Source organism: Neptuniibacter sp. QD48_11, from assembly GCF_047778095.1.
In the GTDB taxonomy this organism is placed as follows: Bacteria; Pseudomonadota; Gammaproteobacteria; order Pseudomonadales; family Balneatricaceae; genus Neptuniibacter.
In genome coordinates this window covers 2,537,771-2,551,511 of the sequence record NZ_CP180551.1, presented here as the reverse complement: position 1 = coordinate 2,551,511, position 13,741 = coordinate 2,537,771, and the positions used below count along the sequence as shown (strand labels likewise).

The window sequence follows — 13,741 nt, the reverse complement described above, 5'->3', positions numbered from 1 at the left end:
ATGCCTCAGTTTCTTGAGCATAGCGGCACCTCATGGAAGGGGCAGAAGGTTAAGCATGATCAATCGTTGATTGATCGCCTTGACCCGCGCATGCGCGTTATCTTAGTGACACTGTTTGCGTTTGCGACAGTGCTTTCGCACAACTTTTTTGTTTTAACAACAGCCGTTATCGCTGGCTTTATGTTGGCGGTGCTCGCGCAGTTAAATGTTAAACGTACTCTTCGTCGTGTGATCGCGATGGATATGTTTATGATCTTCTTGATCATCCTGCTGCCTTTCACCACCCCCGGCGAAACTTGGTTTACTCTGTTTGGTTTATCGGCGAGTAAAGAGGGTTTCTTTCATGCTCTCATGATTCTATTGAAGGCCCATGCTGTGGTATTAGCGCTGCTTGCTTTAGTAGGCACGATCAGCGCTACCACGCTAGGGCATGCATTAGCGCATCTTCGGGTACCCGATAAACTAGTACATCTCATGTTATTTACTGTGCGCTATCTTGAAGTGATCGGCCAAGAGTACAAACGGATGCGCAGAGCGATGCAGGCTCGAGCCTTTGTACTTCGCACTGATATGCATACCTGGCGTTCGATTGGTTATCTAATTGGCATGTTGCTCGTGCATTCGTTAGAGCGTTCAGAGCGGATTATGGATGCAATGAAGTGCCGTGGTTACAAAGGCCAGTTTTACCTGTTTGATGATATGCGCTTAGGCAGTGAAGATTACCGCTTCTTAGCGGTATTTGTGCCTTTCCTTTGCATTCTAACCGGATTGAATTTCTTATGAGTGAACAAAACACACTAATTAAAGTAACCGGTTTGAGTTATCGTTACCCACGTCGTGGAGTGGTTTTAGATAACGTCGATTTTACTCTTAATGCAGGCGAAAGGGTCGCATTAACTGGCCCAAATGGTGCGGGTAAAACAACCTTATTACATCTATTGGTGGGCTTAAAGAAAGCTAAAGCCGGAGAGATTTGGGCGTTTGGCGAAACCCGCAGTGAAGAAAAGCAATTCATCGATGTTCGTGCGCGCGCGGGCTTCCTATTTCAAGATCCAGATGATCAGTTGTTCTGCCCAACGGTTCTGGAAGATGTAGCATTCGGTCCACTCAACCTTGGCAAAAGCCGTGAAGAAGCGTTGAAGATTGCGAGCGATACTTTAGCTTCGTTAGGAATGGAAGGCTTTGAAGAGCGTATAACTCACCAGCTATCGGGTGGTGAAAAGCGCATGATCACGCTGGCTTCGGTATTAGCGATGGAGCCTGAAGTGTTATTGCTGGATGAGCCGAGTAATGCCTTAGATACTGAAGCGCGTCAAAGGCTGATCGATACGCTGCTTGGCTTACCGCAAGCAATGATCATCATCTCCCATGATTCAGAATTTATTGCCCAGCTGGCTACTCGCGAAGTGCGATTAAAAGATGCAAAACTTAATGCTGTAACTGTTGCTGAACCGCAGTTGGAAAGCGCTTAATGGAAATTTTTCAGCCCCTTAGTAATCCTGCGTTTCGTTGGCTATTTCTTGGTCAATTAGTTTCGCTGGTGGGTACAGGGCTGACTACGGTTGCTTTGGCACTATTGGCGTTTGATCTAAATCCTAGTGATGCTGGCTGGGTATTGGGTGTAGCTCTAGCAATCAAAATGGTCGCTTACCTTTGTGTAGCGCCCGTTGTGGGTGGTTATGCCAGTCAGTTACCACGAAAGAGGTGGTTGGCAGGGTTGAATATTGGTCGAGCAGCGCTGGTGGCTTTAATGCCGTTCTGTCAGGAAGCGTGGCAGCTGTTTCTGTTGATGTTTCTGCTGAATGCGATGGCCGCAGGTTACACCCCAGTCTATCAGGCGTTATTGCCCGATGTATTGCCCGATGAAAAAGAATATACCCGAGCGCTATCTTTATCGCGTTTAGCGATGGAGATGGAAAGCTTATTAAGCCCAGCATTAGCGGCTTTCTTACTGTTGTTTACTAGCTATGCCTTGTTGTTCGAGTTGAATGCCGTTGGTTTTGTTATCGCAGCGTTGTTTCTTCTACTAGCGGTTGTTCCAGCTAATACAGTAAGCGATCGCAGCGGTGGGGTTTGGAAAAAGGTTAGCTTTGGAGTGCGTAGTTATCTTAAAACGCCGCGCTTACAGGCGGTGTTGTTGCTCAATCTAGCGCTTTCTGCAGCAGGCGCGATGATCATCGTAAACACGGTTGTTTATGTACGTGCAGTGTTGGGTTTATCCGAAGAACAGGTGCCTTTGCTGATGCTTTCAGCAGGCGTAGGCTCAATGATAGCCGCGTTTATATTGCCTAAACTGCTTGAGAGTGTTCATGATCGCCCTGTGATGTTTATAGGTGCAGGGTTGTTGGTTGTTGTTCTGTTAGCAGGGCTAAGCGGTCCAGGGTATTGGGGATTATTTCCAATCTGGTTTGTGATTGGTGTCGGTACAAGTTTGATCCTTATACCAACCGGGCGAGTAGTCAGAAACTCATGCCAAGAGAGTGATCGAAACGATTACTTCTCAGCGAATTTCGCCCTGACTCACGGTATGTGGTTGTTAGGTTATCTGCTTGCTGGATGGCTAGGTAGCCGATTGGGTATGGACGGTGCTTTTCTTGGTTTAGCTGCGCTGGCCGCAGTAGCGTTGATTGCGGCAATGTTGGTTTGGAAGAAAGATGATCAGCATGATCTATGGCATGAGCATCCAGAGATGGACCATCTTCATCCACATGTACATGATGAACATCATCAGCATGAACACGAAGGATGGGAGGGGCCAGAGCCACATGTGCATCCCCATTATCATCCGAAGCAGAAGCATAAACACAAATTTGTTATCGACGAACATCACGCACATTGGCCAAAACAATAGTACGCTGGCCTAGATGCCCGATTACGGCGTTAAATTTTTTCTTGAGTGCTCAGCGGCAGTTTCTGCCACAACGCTCAAAGAGCGGCCCTTTAGGGTGAACGGAGTGAATCTTTACACCAGTAATACCCGAAGGGGCACACTGACTCCGCTCTTTCGAAAAAATTTGCCTTGTACTCGAACATCTATACTCAGCGTACGATGAGCTTTAGAACAAATTTAGTCATTCCAGCGAAGTCTGGAACTTAAAGGTAGCAGAATGAGTAAGCCTCATTTTCCATTTACAGCAGTATGCGGGCAGGCGCAGTTTAAGCTTGCTTTGATACTTACAGCGATCAACCCAGCTATCGGTGGGGTGGTGATCAGTGGACCTCGTGGTAGTGCTAAGTCTACGCTAGCGCGCGGTATGGCGGATCTTTTGCCCGATCACCTTCAAGCGGAAGGGGATGATCTAGTCGCGGCTGAGTTCGTGACGCTACCGTTAGGTGCAAGCGAAGAGATGCTGTTGGGTACGCTGGATCTAGAGCAGGTGTTGAACGATAAGAAGATGCAGTTCAGCCCTGGTCTATTGAGCAAAGCCCACGGTGGGGTGCTCTATGTGGATGAGGTGAACCTACTACCCGATAACCTTGTTGATCTATTGTTAGATGTTTCTACCTCTGGCGTAAACCGCGTAGAGCGTGATGGTATAAGCCATAGCCACCGCTCTGAGTTTCTATTGGTTGGCACAATGAACCCCGATGAGGGGGAGTTGCGCCCACAGTTGCATGATCGCTTTGGTTTCTCGGTAAATCTAAGTAACCAGTATGCGCCGCTTGAGAGGGTCGAGATTGTAAAACGTCGCGAGCAGTTTGATCGCAATCCTGAAGCCTTTATTGCTGAATATGCAGATCAGCAAACTGAACTGGTTGATCAGATTTTGGCAGCTCGTGAAAAGCTACAAACAGTCACTTGTTCTGATGAGCTACGTTTAGATATTGCTGAGCGATGTGCTCAAGCACAGGTTGATGGCCTGCGTGCTGATATCGTGTGGTACCGAGCAGCGTTAACTCATGCGGCGCTGAATCAGCAAGCGGAAGTAACATTACAGAATATCGATGCAGTGGAAGAGTTAGTTTTAGCGCATCGCCGTAAGGTCTTGCCTGAGCAGAATCCTCCGCAGCAACCGCCAACACCTCCTAAGCAAGATCAGCAAGGCTTTAAACGCCCTGACGATAGTCATCGCCCACAGTCCGGTGAAGGTGAGTGGGGGGCTATGAAGCCGCAACAACAGAAGACGGCTGAGAAAACTGCACTAGAGCTTCCTGATCTGATGACTCACAACCACGAGAAGCAGGGCATTAAGCAAACATCAGAACTGAGCAGTCGTCCTGACTGGTTTAAGACTTTAATGAGCAGCCTGCCTAACTGGCCACCGAAGGCGCTGCAGTTTAAGAAGCAGGGCAAGAGTGCAGATCGTTTACACTTGGTCTTGTTGGATACTTCAGCTTCCACTTTGCAGGCACAAGGTTTTGCTTATGCAAAAGCTGCTGTGCTGCAGATCTCAGAGAATGCGTATTTGAATCGTGAACAGATTGCTCTGTTTGGATTTGGTAATACCGAGGTTAAAAACCTGCTTTCTAGAATTAGAGCACCTAAAGAGCTGCGTAGTTGGTTAGATCAACTGGGTGCCGGTGGTGGCACACCTATGCGCGAAGCTTTTGTTGAAGCGCGAACTTATCTACAGCAGCTGCGCAAACAACAGCCCGAGCTTGATGTCGCTATCTATGTATTAAGCGATGGTCGCAGCAGTAGCTCTTTAAATGGCATTGATTTAGGTGGCGATTTGATCTGGATCGATACCGAACTCAGCCAAGTGAAACGCGGCAAAGGCCGTCGTTTCGCTAATGAATTAAATGCAACTTACCTATCTTTATCTGGAGCATAAGAACCCGATATGAAAACGCATCAGGAACGCATGGCGAAAAAGAAAGAGGTGATCGATAAGCGTATCGCCCAAGCCACTGAAGAGCGCGGTGTACTTATCCTGCTGAAAGGTAACGGCAAAGGTAAGAGTAGTTCTGCGTTTGGCACTATGGCACGTTGTGTCGGCCATGGAAAAAAAGCGGCGGTTATCCAGTTTGTAAAAGGTCGTACTGAGACCGGTGAATATAAGCTGTTCCGTGATCATGAGCTGATCGACTGGAATGTCATGGGCCATGGCTTTACCTGGGAAACGCAGGATAAAATTCAAGATATTGAGGCAGCGAAGAAAGCCTGGGCCCTAGCTGAGCAATACCTTAAAGATGATAGCTATGAAATGCTGGTATTTGATGAGCTTAGCTATATGTTCAAATACAAATATTTGCCGTTAGAGCCGGTTATCGAAGCCTTACAAAATCGCCCGAAGAATCAGAACGTTATGATTACCGGTCGTGTTATGCCTGAAGGTCTAGAAGAGATCGCTGATACGATCAGCAGTATTCGCGATGAGCGTCATGCATTCCGTCTTGGTGTTAAAGCGCAGGCTGGGATCGAATTCTAATGGCCGAACAGCAATCTGTACTTTGCCCCGCACTGTTTCTAACAGCACCAAGCTCGGGTGAAGGTAAAACCACGATTACAGCAGCACTGGCACGTTATTTCCGTGATCAGGGTAAAGTGGTTCGTGTATTTAAAACCGGCCCGGACTATCTTGATCCGCAGATCTTAGCGCAGGCGAGTGGTCAGGATGTCGAGCAGCTAGATCTATGGATGGCCGGCGAAAACTACTGCCAGCAAAAGCTCTATGAGGCAGCAAAAACCGCCGATCTGATTTTGGTTGAAGGCGCTATGGGCATGTTTGATGGCGAACCTTCCAGTGCAGACTTAGCAGCGCGTTTTAATATCCCTGTTGCGATCGTTATGAATGTAAAAGGGATGGCACAGACTGCTGCAGCGATTGCGATGGGCTTAGCTAACTATCGTTCTGATATTTCGGTTGCCGGTTTAATTGCCAATAACTGTGGCACCGAGCGTCATGCTCAATTGATTTGTGATGCACTGCCTGAATCTTTACCTCTGCTAGCTACATTGGCGCGTGACCCAGAGGTTGCCTTACCGGAACGCCATTTAGGTTTAGTGCAGGCCGCAGAAGTTTATGACGAGTTAGAGCAGCGTTTTGGTTTGGGTGCCGAGTGGATTAGAGGCCCGCTAGAAAACATTAATCAGATTACTAACCTGCCTGAACCAGTAGAGTTCTTCAGCGCAGAAATACCTGAGGTTGAACCGCTGCTGGAAGGTAAGCGCATAGCGATCGCTAAGGATGAAGCGTTTAGTTTTATCTACGATGCCAATCTACGTTTACTAGAGCAGATGGGAGCAGAGCTTAAGTTCTTCTCGCCTCTACATGATAAGGAACTACCAGAAGCTGATAGCTTATGGTTACCGGGTGGATATCCAGAACTGCATGCACAGGCGCTATCTGACAACCAAACCATGCAGGCGCAGATCCGTGAGTTCCACTCAGCGGGCAAACCGATTTTGGCTGAGTGCGGCGGCTTCCTCTACTGCCTTGAAGATCTTACCGATCTAGAAGATAACTGCCGTCCTATGACTGGAATTCTCAAAGGCCATGGGGCTATGCGCGGTAAACGCGGTTGCCAAGGGATGCAAACGGCGATGTTACCTGAAGGTGAGGTTCAGGCACATGCTCATCACCGTTCGCGTAGTTCTGATACACCGGAACCGGTAGGACATGGTCGTCGTCAGCGTCACCCAGCACCGGGCGAAGCGATCTACCGAGAGAAAGGTTTAACGGCGAGTTATCTACATCTGTTTTTTGCGTCGAACCCAGAAGCGATCGCCGCAATTTTTAGCGGTAATTTAGAGGAAATATAAGAACGTGTGGCCTGAGAGTAGCGAAAATCAACAGCCAGAGTTGCGCAGCGGTTTAACCACCGGTTGCTGTGCGACTGCATGTTGTGTAGCTGCATCTCAAGCGTTGTTAGCAGGCAAAGAGCCAGAAAATGTAGAAGTCTTGTTGCCTCGCGGGCAGTTGGTAGAGCTGGAGATTATCGCTTATCAACAGTTAGAAAATGAGCAGGGTATTAGAACCGCAACCATTAAAGATGCCGGTGATGATCCTGATGTCACCCATGGTGCAACGGTCTTTGTTGAGCTTCGATTGACTAAAGAAGCGGGTGTAGCATTTAAACCCGCAGAAGGCGTGGGCACAGTGACGCGCGAAGGTTTGGTACTTGATGTAGGTGAGCCTGCGATCAACCCGGTACCACGCAAGATGATGACTGAGCATCTACAAAAAGCCGCTGATGTTTATGGCTACGAAGGTGGTTTTGAGGTTGCTGTGGGCGTAGAAAAGGGCGAACAGATTGCCCTTAAAACTATGAATCCACGCCTTGGCATTATCGGTGGTTTATCGATTTTAGGGACAACAGGGATTGTCCGGCCATACTCTTGTGCTGCTTATATCGCCTCTATCCGCCAAGGGGTGGATGTTGCCAAAGCCAACGGAACTAAACACTTGGCAGCAACGACCGGCAGTACCAGTGAAGCTGCTATTAAAGCGCACTACAACTTGGATGATATGGCCCTGATTGAGATGGGCGACTTTGTTGGCGCTTTACTTAAGCATCTACGTAAAGAGCCTGTAGAGAAGCTCAGTATTTGTGGCGGCTTTGGCAAGATGACCAAACTAGCGAACGGTCATATGGATCTGAATAGCCGCAGCTCCAGCATCGATTTTCAACATATGGCGATGTTGGCTGAGAAGCTGGGTGCTAATGCACCGTTGTTGGAGAAGATCCACAACGCAAATACCAGTATGGAAGTACTGAAACTGTGTCAGGAAGCCGAGATCGATCTGGCACAAGCGGTTTGTACACAGGCGTTGCTGGTTGCAGAAGAGGTTGTGCATAAAACTCAACCTCAAGTAGAGATCGAAGTGTGGGCCACGGATCGAAAAGGCAACTTTGTCGGGCATGCTCAAGGTAAAGCTTCTAACCGAGATACATCGGGTAGCCTGAATGGAGAACAGCAGTGAATATCCTGATTCTTGGAGGCACCTCAGATGCGCGCAAAGTGGTTAAAGGCCTAGATCAGCAAGGACTATTAGGTGATAACCGCGTGATCTATAGCGTGGCTGGCTTGGTGAGAATTCCGCAGCTACCTTGCGAAGTAATCTCAGGTGGTTTTAGCCAATACGGTGGATTGGATACTTATCTAAAAGAGGAGCAGATCGGTCTTCTTCTAGATGTGACCCATCCCTTTGCCGAAACGATGAGCACTACTGCGGTGAATGCCGCTAAACAGCTTGGAATTGAATGCTGGCGTTTCCATCGCGAAGCATGGCAAGCGCAGCAGGGTGATAAGTGGCGTAGCTTTGCTGATATGCAATCACTGGTTGCGGCAGCAGAAAGCTATAAGTCGGTGCTTTTGACGGCGGGGCAGTTATCCCAAGCGGTGATCGATCAGTTTGGCGTTTATGCACAACGTAATGGTCAGACGCAGGTGTTCCGCACAGCTGCACCTGCGCAAGCTGAATTACCGGAAAGCATGCAATGGTTAAAAGCGATTGGGCCGTTTAATCATCAGGATGAAAAGGCACTGTTAGCGCATCATCAGATTGATCTGCTGATCAGTAAAAATAGTGGCGGCGCAGCAACAGAAGCCAAGTTGAGTGCTGCCAGAGAGTTGGGCGTAGATGTGTTTATGTTAGAGCGCCCAGAACTTCCTGAAGCGGATCGGATATTCCGAGAGATAGACGGCTGTGTAGAAGCCGTCAGAACACTAGTTAACGAGTCTAGATGATAGTAGGTAAGAAACAGCGTGGCGTTTGAGTACGAAATTAATCCACAGGCGATAGAGAAAGATAGCTTTCGACAGATTCGCGAGCTAACGGAGCTAAGCCACTTCGATCGCGAGCAGCAACAAGTTGTGATGCGTATTGTGCACAGCTTAGGTATGCCTGAGTTAGCGGAACAGGTGCGTTTCAGTAAAAATGCTTGTGAAACAGGTATGGCTGCGCTGTCTCAGGAGTGCGAAATCCTCTGTGATGTCGAGATGGTACGTCAGGGAATCACTAAACGCATGATTCAGCGTTTACCTAGCTGTTATCTGAATGACCCACGTACTGCAGAACTGGCAAAACAAACGGGTGAGACCCGTTCTATGGCGGCGGTAGAGCTATGGCGTGATTCTTTGGCCGGTAGTGTCGTGGTGATTGGCAATGCGCCTACTGCATTGTTTCGTTTGTTAGAGATGATCGAAAAGGGCGCAGAAAAACCTGCGTTGATTATCGGTATGCCGGTGGGTTTTGTCGGTGCTGCTGAGTCCAAACAAGCATTGTGGGATGTTCACGAGCAACTGGACATTGAATGTATAACGCTGCTGGGTCGTCAGGGTGGTAGTGCTGTATCAGCCGCCAGTTGTAATGCTCTGCTGCGTTGTAATCGTGGGGAGTATTATTAATGATCCACGTAGTTGGTTTAGGTGTTTCTCATCTGGCTGAACTGTCTTCGGATGCGCAGCAGGCTTTAGCACAGGTTGATCTGGTGATCGGTTCTGAGCGTCAGTTGGCGACCATCAAAGAGTTGATGCCATCAGATAACGCTACCACGGAACTGCCAAAACTAGCTGAACTGAAAAAACTGGTTGAGGGCGTTCTTGCTGAAGAAAAATCAGTGATGATTCTAGCCTCCGGTGATCCACTGTTTTATGGCATTGGTCGTTGGTTTAGCCGCTATTTTTCCCAGTCAGATTTGAGATTCTATCCAGCGGTATCGAGCTTACAGATGGCCTGCCACCGTTTGGGTCTGGCCCTGCAGGACTTAGAAGTATTAAGCCTGCACGGTCGTCCGGTCGAAAAGCTGAAAACACGTTTACGCCAGAATCAGTCGTTGCTGATCCTGACGGACAGTAAAAGTTATCCTCAGGTGCTTGCTCAACACTGTGTTGAGTCAGGTTTTCCACAAGCACAGCTGACCGTATTGGAAACCTTAGGTTATCCAGACGAGCAGATTCGCCGTTTCTCTGCATCGGAGTTACTGGAAGCAGATCATGAGTTTGATCCACTGCATCTGACCCTTATCGAACCGGGTTCAAACCAAGGTTACCTACCTGAGTTTCCGGGTATTCCTGATCAGCACTTTATTACTGATACAGATAAACCGGGTAAAGGGATGATCAGTAAACGCGAGGTCAGACTTACGATTCTCTCGTTGATGCAGTTAAGCCGTGATGATCAGGTTTGGGATATAGGTGCGGGTTGTGGTGGCGTAGCCGTTGAGCTTGCTTATTGGCAGCCGCTAGCGACCGTGAATGCGATAGAGCATCACCCAGATCGCCTAAGTTGCTTAGAAGCGAACCGCCAGCGTTTTGGCGTGGTAAGCAATCTTAATATTGTTGAAGGGCGCGCGCCTGAAGCATTAGAAGGGCTCGCTTTGCCAAACAAAGTGTTTATTGGTGGTAGCGATGGTGAATTGCCACAGTTGCTTGCCGAAATATGGGCCTTACTGCCTAAAGATGGTGTACTGGTGGCGAGTGCGGTCACTGAAAATACCAAACAGCTACTGATGCAGTTCTGGCAAGAACGCTCGTTAGCCGAAGATAGCCAATTGGAAACCACCCAAGTGGCCGTAAGTCGTGGTGAAACTTTAGCAGGGCAGTTGATGTATCGACCGAATTTACCGGTTAATTTGTTTAAGTTTGTTAAAACCGGAGATGTTGTATGAATCTGGTGAAAGGCCGATTTATCGGTGTTGGCGTTGGCCCAGGTGATCCTGAGTTATTAACAGTGAAAGCTTGGCGTTTGATTCAGAGCGCTGATGTGATCAGCTATCTGGTGAATGATAAAGGCGAATCACAAGCGAAGAATATCGCTTCCGATGCCATCTATTCAGCGACAACAGCGCAATCGGGTATTCCTATCTATATGCCGATGTCGACGGATCGCAACAAAGCGAATGAGGCTTATGATCAGGGCGCAGCGGCGATTGCTGAACAACTAGAGCAGGGCTTAGATGTGATCTTCCTGTGTGAAGGTGATCCTCTGTTCTTCGGCTCATTCAGTTATCTATTGGAACGTTTACAAGATCGGTTTACCTGCGAAGTTGTACCGGGCATTACCTCGGTAAATGCCGCCGCAGCCACTCTAGTTCATCCGCTCACTATGCTGAAAGAGTCCTTTGCAGTGGTTAATGGTCGTCATTCTGACGAACAGATTCTTGCCGCACTTAAACAAAATGATTCGCTGGTGATTATGAAAGCGGGTCAGGCACGCCCTCGTTTACTTAAATTACTGGCTGATAGCGGGCGCACAGAAGATGCCCAGTATTTGGAATATATCGGCCGTGATAATCAACGTATTGTGAACGATATTAGTGAGCTGGAAGCTGAAGCGGGCCCTTACTTTTCGTTGTTTGTGATTACTCGTAGTGAGAGGAATAGCCGCTAATGGCTTCTCGTCAAACCAAGATCATCGCTCTTACAGAGGCTGGAAAAAGCCTCGCTGAGCGTCTTAGATCCTCGATTGAAGCCGATGTGGTGTATAAACCGCAACCTTTTGCGGAGCAAGTTCAGGGCTTTTTTAAAAACGGTGATCGACTGATCTTTATCTGTGCCACTGGCATTGTTATGCGCAGTTTAGCACCGGTGCTACAGGATAAATATCAAGACCCGCCCGTACTGGTGATTGATGAGCAGGGGCAGTTTGTAATTCCGTTGTTATCAGGTCACGAAGGTGGAGCCAATAATTGGGCTTTAGAAGTCTCGAAGCTATTAAATGCCCAGCCGGTGATAACCACAGCCAATGGCTACCTAAATCCAGTTTATAGCGTCGGTATGGGCTGCGAACGTGGTTGCCCTGTGGATGAATTGGAACGGTTGCTAATGGAATGTCTTCAACAGTCGGGCCTGAGCTTAGATCAAGTGAGTTCTATCAGCAGCATCGATATTAAAGCAGACGAGGTTGGCTTAATTGAGTTGGCTAAAAAGCTCGATAAGCCTTATCAGACTTGGGATAAAAACCAGCTATCAGAGATGGAACCGCTGCTGAGCACTCGATCCGAGTATGTGTTCAACACTGTAGGTGTTTATGGCGTAGCAGAATCAGCAGCCCTATTGAGTGCCAAGCAGCAGACTGGGCAACAGCCTGAGCTGGTCTTGAATAAACAGAAAACGAAGAAAGCTACCTGTGCAATTGCCAGAAGCTATTCAGGCAAATAGCCGAATAAAGAGAATTTAATGTCAAAACTATTTGTAGTGGGCACAGGCCCGGGTGATAAACAGCTTGTAGCGCCAAAAGCTTTGGAAGCGATCAAAGCAAGCTCCGATCTAGTCGCGTACGGTCTTTATCTAGATCTGTTGGGCGATGTTTGTGATAACAAACAGCACCATGATCTGCCTTTAGGCGAAGAGATCGGTCGCGCGCGTTTAGCTTTAGATCTGGCGGCAAGCGGTAAAACCACCGCACTGATCTCCAGTGGCGATATCGGTATCTATGCCATGGCGACATTGGTATTTGAGCTGCTGGATCAACAGTTACAGGGCAAAGAAGATCATCCTGAATGGCTAGATGTGGATATCGAAGTGATCCCAGGTATCTCGGCAATGCAGGCGGGTGCCAGCCGCGTTGGTGCAATGTTGGGCCATGACTTCTGTACGGTATCGCTTTCTGATCTGTTAACCCCTTGGGAAACAATCGAGAAACGTATCCACAGTGCAGGTAGCGGTGACTTTGTAATCTCTTTCTACAACCCCGTATCCAAAAAGCGCGATTGGCAGCTGAATCATGCCCGCGACATCTTGCTGCAGTATCGCCCTGCGGAAACGCCAGTGTTACTAGGTCGCCAATTAACTCGTGAAGATGAGTCGATCCGTATTATTACCTTAGGTGAGCTGGATGCTAAAGATGTGGATATGTTCACACTAGTAAGTGTCGGTAACAGCGAATCTCGCCATATCGTCAATGGCTCAAAAGAGTGGGTCTACACCCCGCGCGGTTACTCAAAGAAGTTGTAACTAGGTTTGGTGAATTAGATTTGTGGGAGGCGCATCTTGCGCCGAAATTTCGCGGCTGGAAGCCGCTCCCACAGACAAAACTTCCTATTATTGGATTTAATTATGACAGTCTACTTTATCGGTGCAGGTCCGGGTGATCCTGAGCTAATGACCCTGAAAGGTCATCGTGTACTGCAAGAGTGCCCAGTGGTGCTTTATGCCGGTTCTCTGATTCCACGTGAAGTACTGGAAGCGGTTGAAGGCAAAGCGGAGAAGATCATCGATACCGCAACGATCGATCTGGATCAGATTACCGATCATATCGTTCAAGCACATAAAGAGGGTAAGGACGTTGCCCGCCTTCAATGTGGTGATCCATCGCTTTATGGCGCTATCGGCGAACAGATCCGCCGCCTAGAAGCCGAAGGGATCGATTATGAAGTGATTCCGGGCGTGAGTGCGGTGGCTGCCTCTGCCGCTTATCTGAAGAAAGAGCTAACACTCTCCGGTGTATCTCAAACGATCATCATGACCCGCTATGAAGGTAAAACGCCGTTCCCTGAGCGTGAGCGTTTGCCTCAGCTAGCGCAAAGCGGTGCCACCTTGGCGATCCATCTGGGTGTCACCCGTATCCATAAGATTGTTGAAGAGCTGATTCCACACTATGGCGAAGATTGCCCGGTAGCGGTTTGCTATCGCAGCTCTTGGCCTGATCAGGATAAAGTGACCGGAACTTTGGGTGATATTGTCGCTAAAGTTCGCGAAAAGGGTTTTACCCGTACGTCTTTGATTCTGGTCGGTCACGTATTGGATACCGATGATTTTGCCGATTCCTATCTGTACGACAAGGATCAGGCCCACGTATTCCGCAAGAAAGAACACAAAGCAAAACTTGTTAAAGAGACAACAGAGTAATAG

Annotated in this window: 14 protein-coding genes; all 14 read left to right on the top strand. The window is 48.3% G+C overall.

Annotation, left to right across the window (positions count from 1 at the left end; genetic code table 11):
• The 14 genes from cbiQ (at position 1) to cobM (ending at position 13,738) form a co-directional block, all read left to right on the top strand.
• Positions 1-783, top strand: coding sequence for a cobalt ECF transporter T component CbiQ (cbiQ, locus tag ACMXYU_RS11820; RefSeq protein WP_415885345.1), 783 nt, complete (start codon positions 1-3; stop codon positions 781-783).
• Entirely contained in the window at positions 780-1,472 is a 693-nt protein-coding gene (locus ACMXYU_RS11815; protein ID WP_415898829.1) for an energy-coupling factor ABC transporter ATP-binding protein, read from the top strand. The genes cbiQ and ACMXYU_RS11815 overlap by 4 nt, the downstream gene beginning before the upstream one ends.
• On the top strand, positions 1,472-2,851 hold the full coding sequence (locus ACMXYU_RS11810) for an MFS transporter (RefSeq protein WP_415898828.1): 1,380 nt from the start codon (positions 1,472-1,474) through the stop codon (positions 2,849-2,851). Before ACMXYU_RS11815 ends, ACMXYU_RS11810 begins: the two co-directional genes overlap by 1 nt.
• 256 nt (positions 2,852-3,107) lie before the next feature.
• Positions 3,108-4,775, top strand: a complete 1,668-nt coding sequence (locus tag ACMXYU_RS11805) for an ATP-binding protein (RefSeq protein WP_415898827.1) — start codon at positions 3,108-3,110, stop codon at positions 4,773-4,775.
• Between the two features lie 9 nt (positions 4,776-4,784).
• Positions 4,785-5,372 (top strand): cob(I)yrinic acid a,c-diamide adenosyltransferase, encoded by a 588-nt coding sequence (gene cobO, locus ACMXYU_RS11800; RefSeq protein ID WP_415898826.1) that lies wholly within the window; start codon positions 4,785-4,787, stop codon positions 5,370-5,372.
• Positions 5,372-6,706 carry a cobyrinate a,c-diamide synthase gene (locus ACMXYU_RS11795; RefSeq protein ID WP_415898825.1) on the top strand — a complete coding sequence of 445 codons (1,335 nt, stop codon included), beginning with the start codon at positions 5,372-5,374 and terminating at the stop codon, positions 6,704-6,706. Before cobO ends, ACMXYU_RS11795 begins: the two co-directional genes overlap by 1 nt.
• Positions 6,707-6,710: 4 nt before the next feature.
• Positions 6,711-7,868, top strand: a complete 1,158-nt coding sequence (locus tag ACMXYU_RS11790) for a cobalt-precorrin-5B (C(1))-methyltransferase (protein WP_415898824.1) — start codon at positions 6,711-6,713, stop codon at positions 7,866-7,868.
• On the top strand, positions 7,865-8,635 hold the full coding sequence (locus ACMXYU_RS11785) for a precorrin-6A/cobalt-precorrin-6A reductase (RefSeq protein ID WP_415898823.1): 771 nt from the start codon (positions 7,865-7,867) through the stop codon (positions 8,633-8,635). The genes ACMXYU_RS11790 and ACMXYU_RS11785 overlap by 4 nt, the downstream gene beginning before the upstream one ends.
• An 18-nt stretch (positions 8,636-8,653) precedes the next feature.
• Complete coding sequence (locus ACMXYU_RS11780; RefSeq protein WP_415898822.1) at positions 8,654-9,295, top strand: precorrin-8X methylmutase; 642 nt, start codon at positions 8,654-8,656, stop codon at positions 9,293-9,295.
• Positions 9,295-10,557: a precorrin-6y C5,15-methyltransferase (decarboxylating) subunit CbiE gene (gene cbiE, locus ACMXYU_RS11775; protein ID WP_415898821.1), complete on the top strand. Its 1,263-nt coding sequence runs from the start codon at positions 9,295-9,297 to the stop codon at positions 10,555-10,557. Before ACMXYU_RS11780 ends, cbiE begins: the two co-directional genes overlap by 1 nt.
• Positions 10,554-11,279, top strand: coding sequence for a precorrin-2 C(20)-methyltransferase (cobI, locus tag ACMXYU_RS11770; protein WP_415898820.1), 726 nt, complete (start codon positions 10,554-10,556; stop codon positions 11,277-11,279). Before cbiE ends, cobI begins: the two co-directional genes overlap by 4 nt.
• Entirely contained in the window at positions 11,279-12,049 is a 771-nt protein-coding gene (locus ACMXYU_RS11765) for a cobalt-precorrin 5A hydrolase (RefSeq protein WP_415898819.1), read from the top strand. Before cobI ends, ACMXYU_RS11765 begins: the two co-directional genes overlap by 1 nt.
• Before the next feature lie 18 nt (positions 12,050-12,067).
• Positions 12,068-12,844, top strand: coding sequence for a precorrin-3B C(17)-methyltransferase (cobJ, locus tag ACMXYU_RS11760; RefSeq protein ID WP_415898818.1), 777 nt, complete (start codon positions 12,068-12,070; stop codon positions 12,842-12,844).
• Positions 12,845-12,946: 102 nt separating this feature from the next.
• A complete protein-coding gene (cobM, locus tag ACMXYU_RS11755) occupies positions 12,947-13,738 on the top strand; it encodes a precorrin-4 C(11)-methyltransferase (protein WP_415898817.1) in 792 nt (263 codons plus the stop codon).
• The last annotated feature ends 3 nt before the right edge of the window (positions 13,739-13,741 follow it).

Bases quoted from the DNA above. Each gene is read 5' to 3' on its own strand.
- cbiQ (WP_415885345.1), top strand. From the start codon at position 1: ATGCCTCAGTTTCTTGAGCATAGCGGCACCTCATGGAAGGGGCAGAAG.
- ACMXYU_RS11815 (WP_415898829.1), top strand. From the start codon at position 780: ATGAGTGAACAAAACACACTAATTAAAGTAACCGGTTTGAGTTATCGT.
- ACMXYU_RS11810 (WP_415898828.1), top strand. From the start codon at position 1,472: ATGGAAATTTTTCAGCCCCTTAGTAATCCTGCGTTTCGTTGGCTATTT.
- ACMXYU_RS11805 (WP_415898827.1), top strand. From the start codon at position 3,108: ATGAGTAAGCCTCATTTTCCATTTACAGCAGTATGCGGGCAGGCGCAG.
- cobO (WP_415898826.1), top strand. From the start codon at position 4,785: ATGAAAACGCATCAGGAACGCATGGCGAAAAAGAAAGAGGTGATCGAT.
- ACMXYU_RS11795 (WP_415898825.1), top strand. From the start codon at position 5,372: ATGGCCGAACAGCAATCTGTACTTTGCCCCGCACTGTTTCTAACAGCA.
- cbiE (WP_415898821.1), top strand. From the start codon at position 9,295: ATGATCCACGTAGTTGGTTTAGGTGTTTCTCATCTGGCTGAACTGTCT.
- cobI (WP_415898820.1), top strand. From the start codon at position 10,554: ATGAATCTGGTGAAAGGCCGATTTATCGGTGTTGGCGTTGGCCCAGGT.
- ACMXYU_RS11765 (WP_415898819.1), top strand. From the start codon at position 11,279: ATGGCTTCTCGTCAAACCAAGATCATCGCTCTTACAGAGGCTGGAAAA.
- cobJ (WP_415898818.1), top strand. From the start codon at position 12,068: ATGTCAAAACTATTTGTAGTGGGCACAGGCCCGGGTGATAAACAGCTT.
- cobM (WP_415898817.1), top strand. From the start codon at position 12,947: ATGACAGTCTACTTTATCGGTGCAGGTCCGGGTGATCCTGAGCTAATG.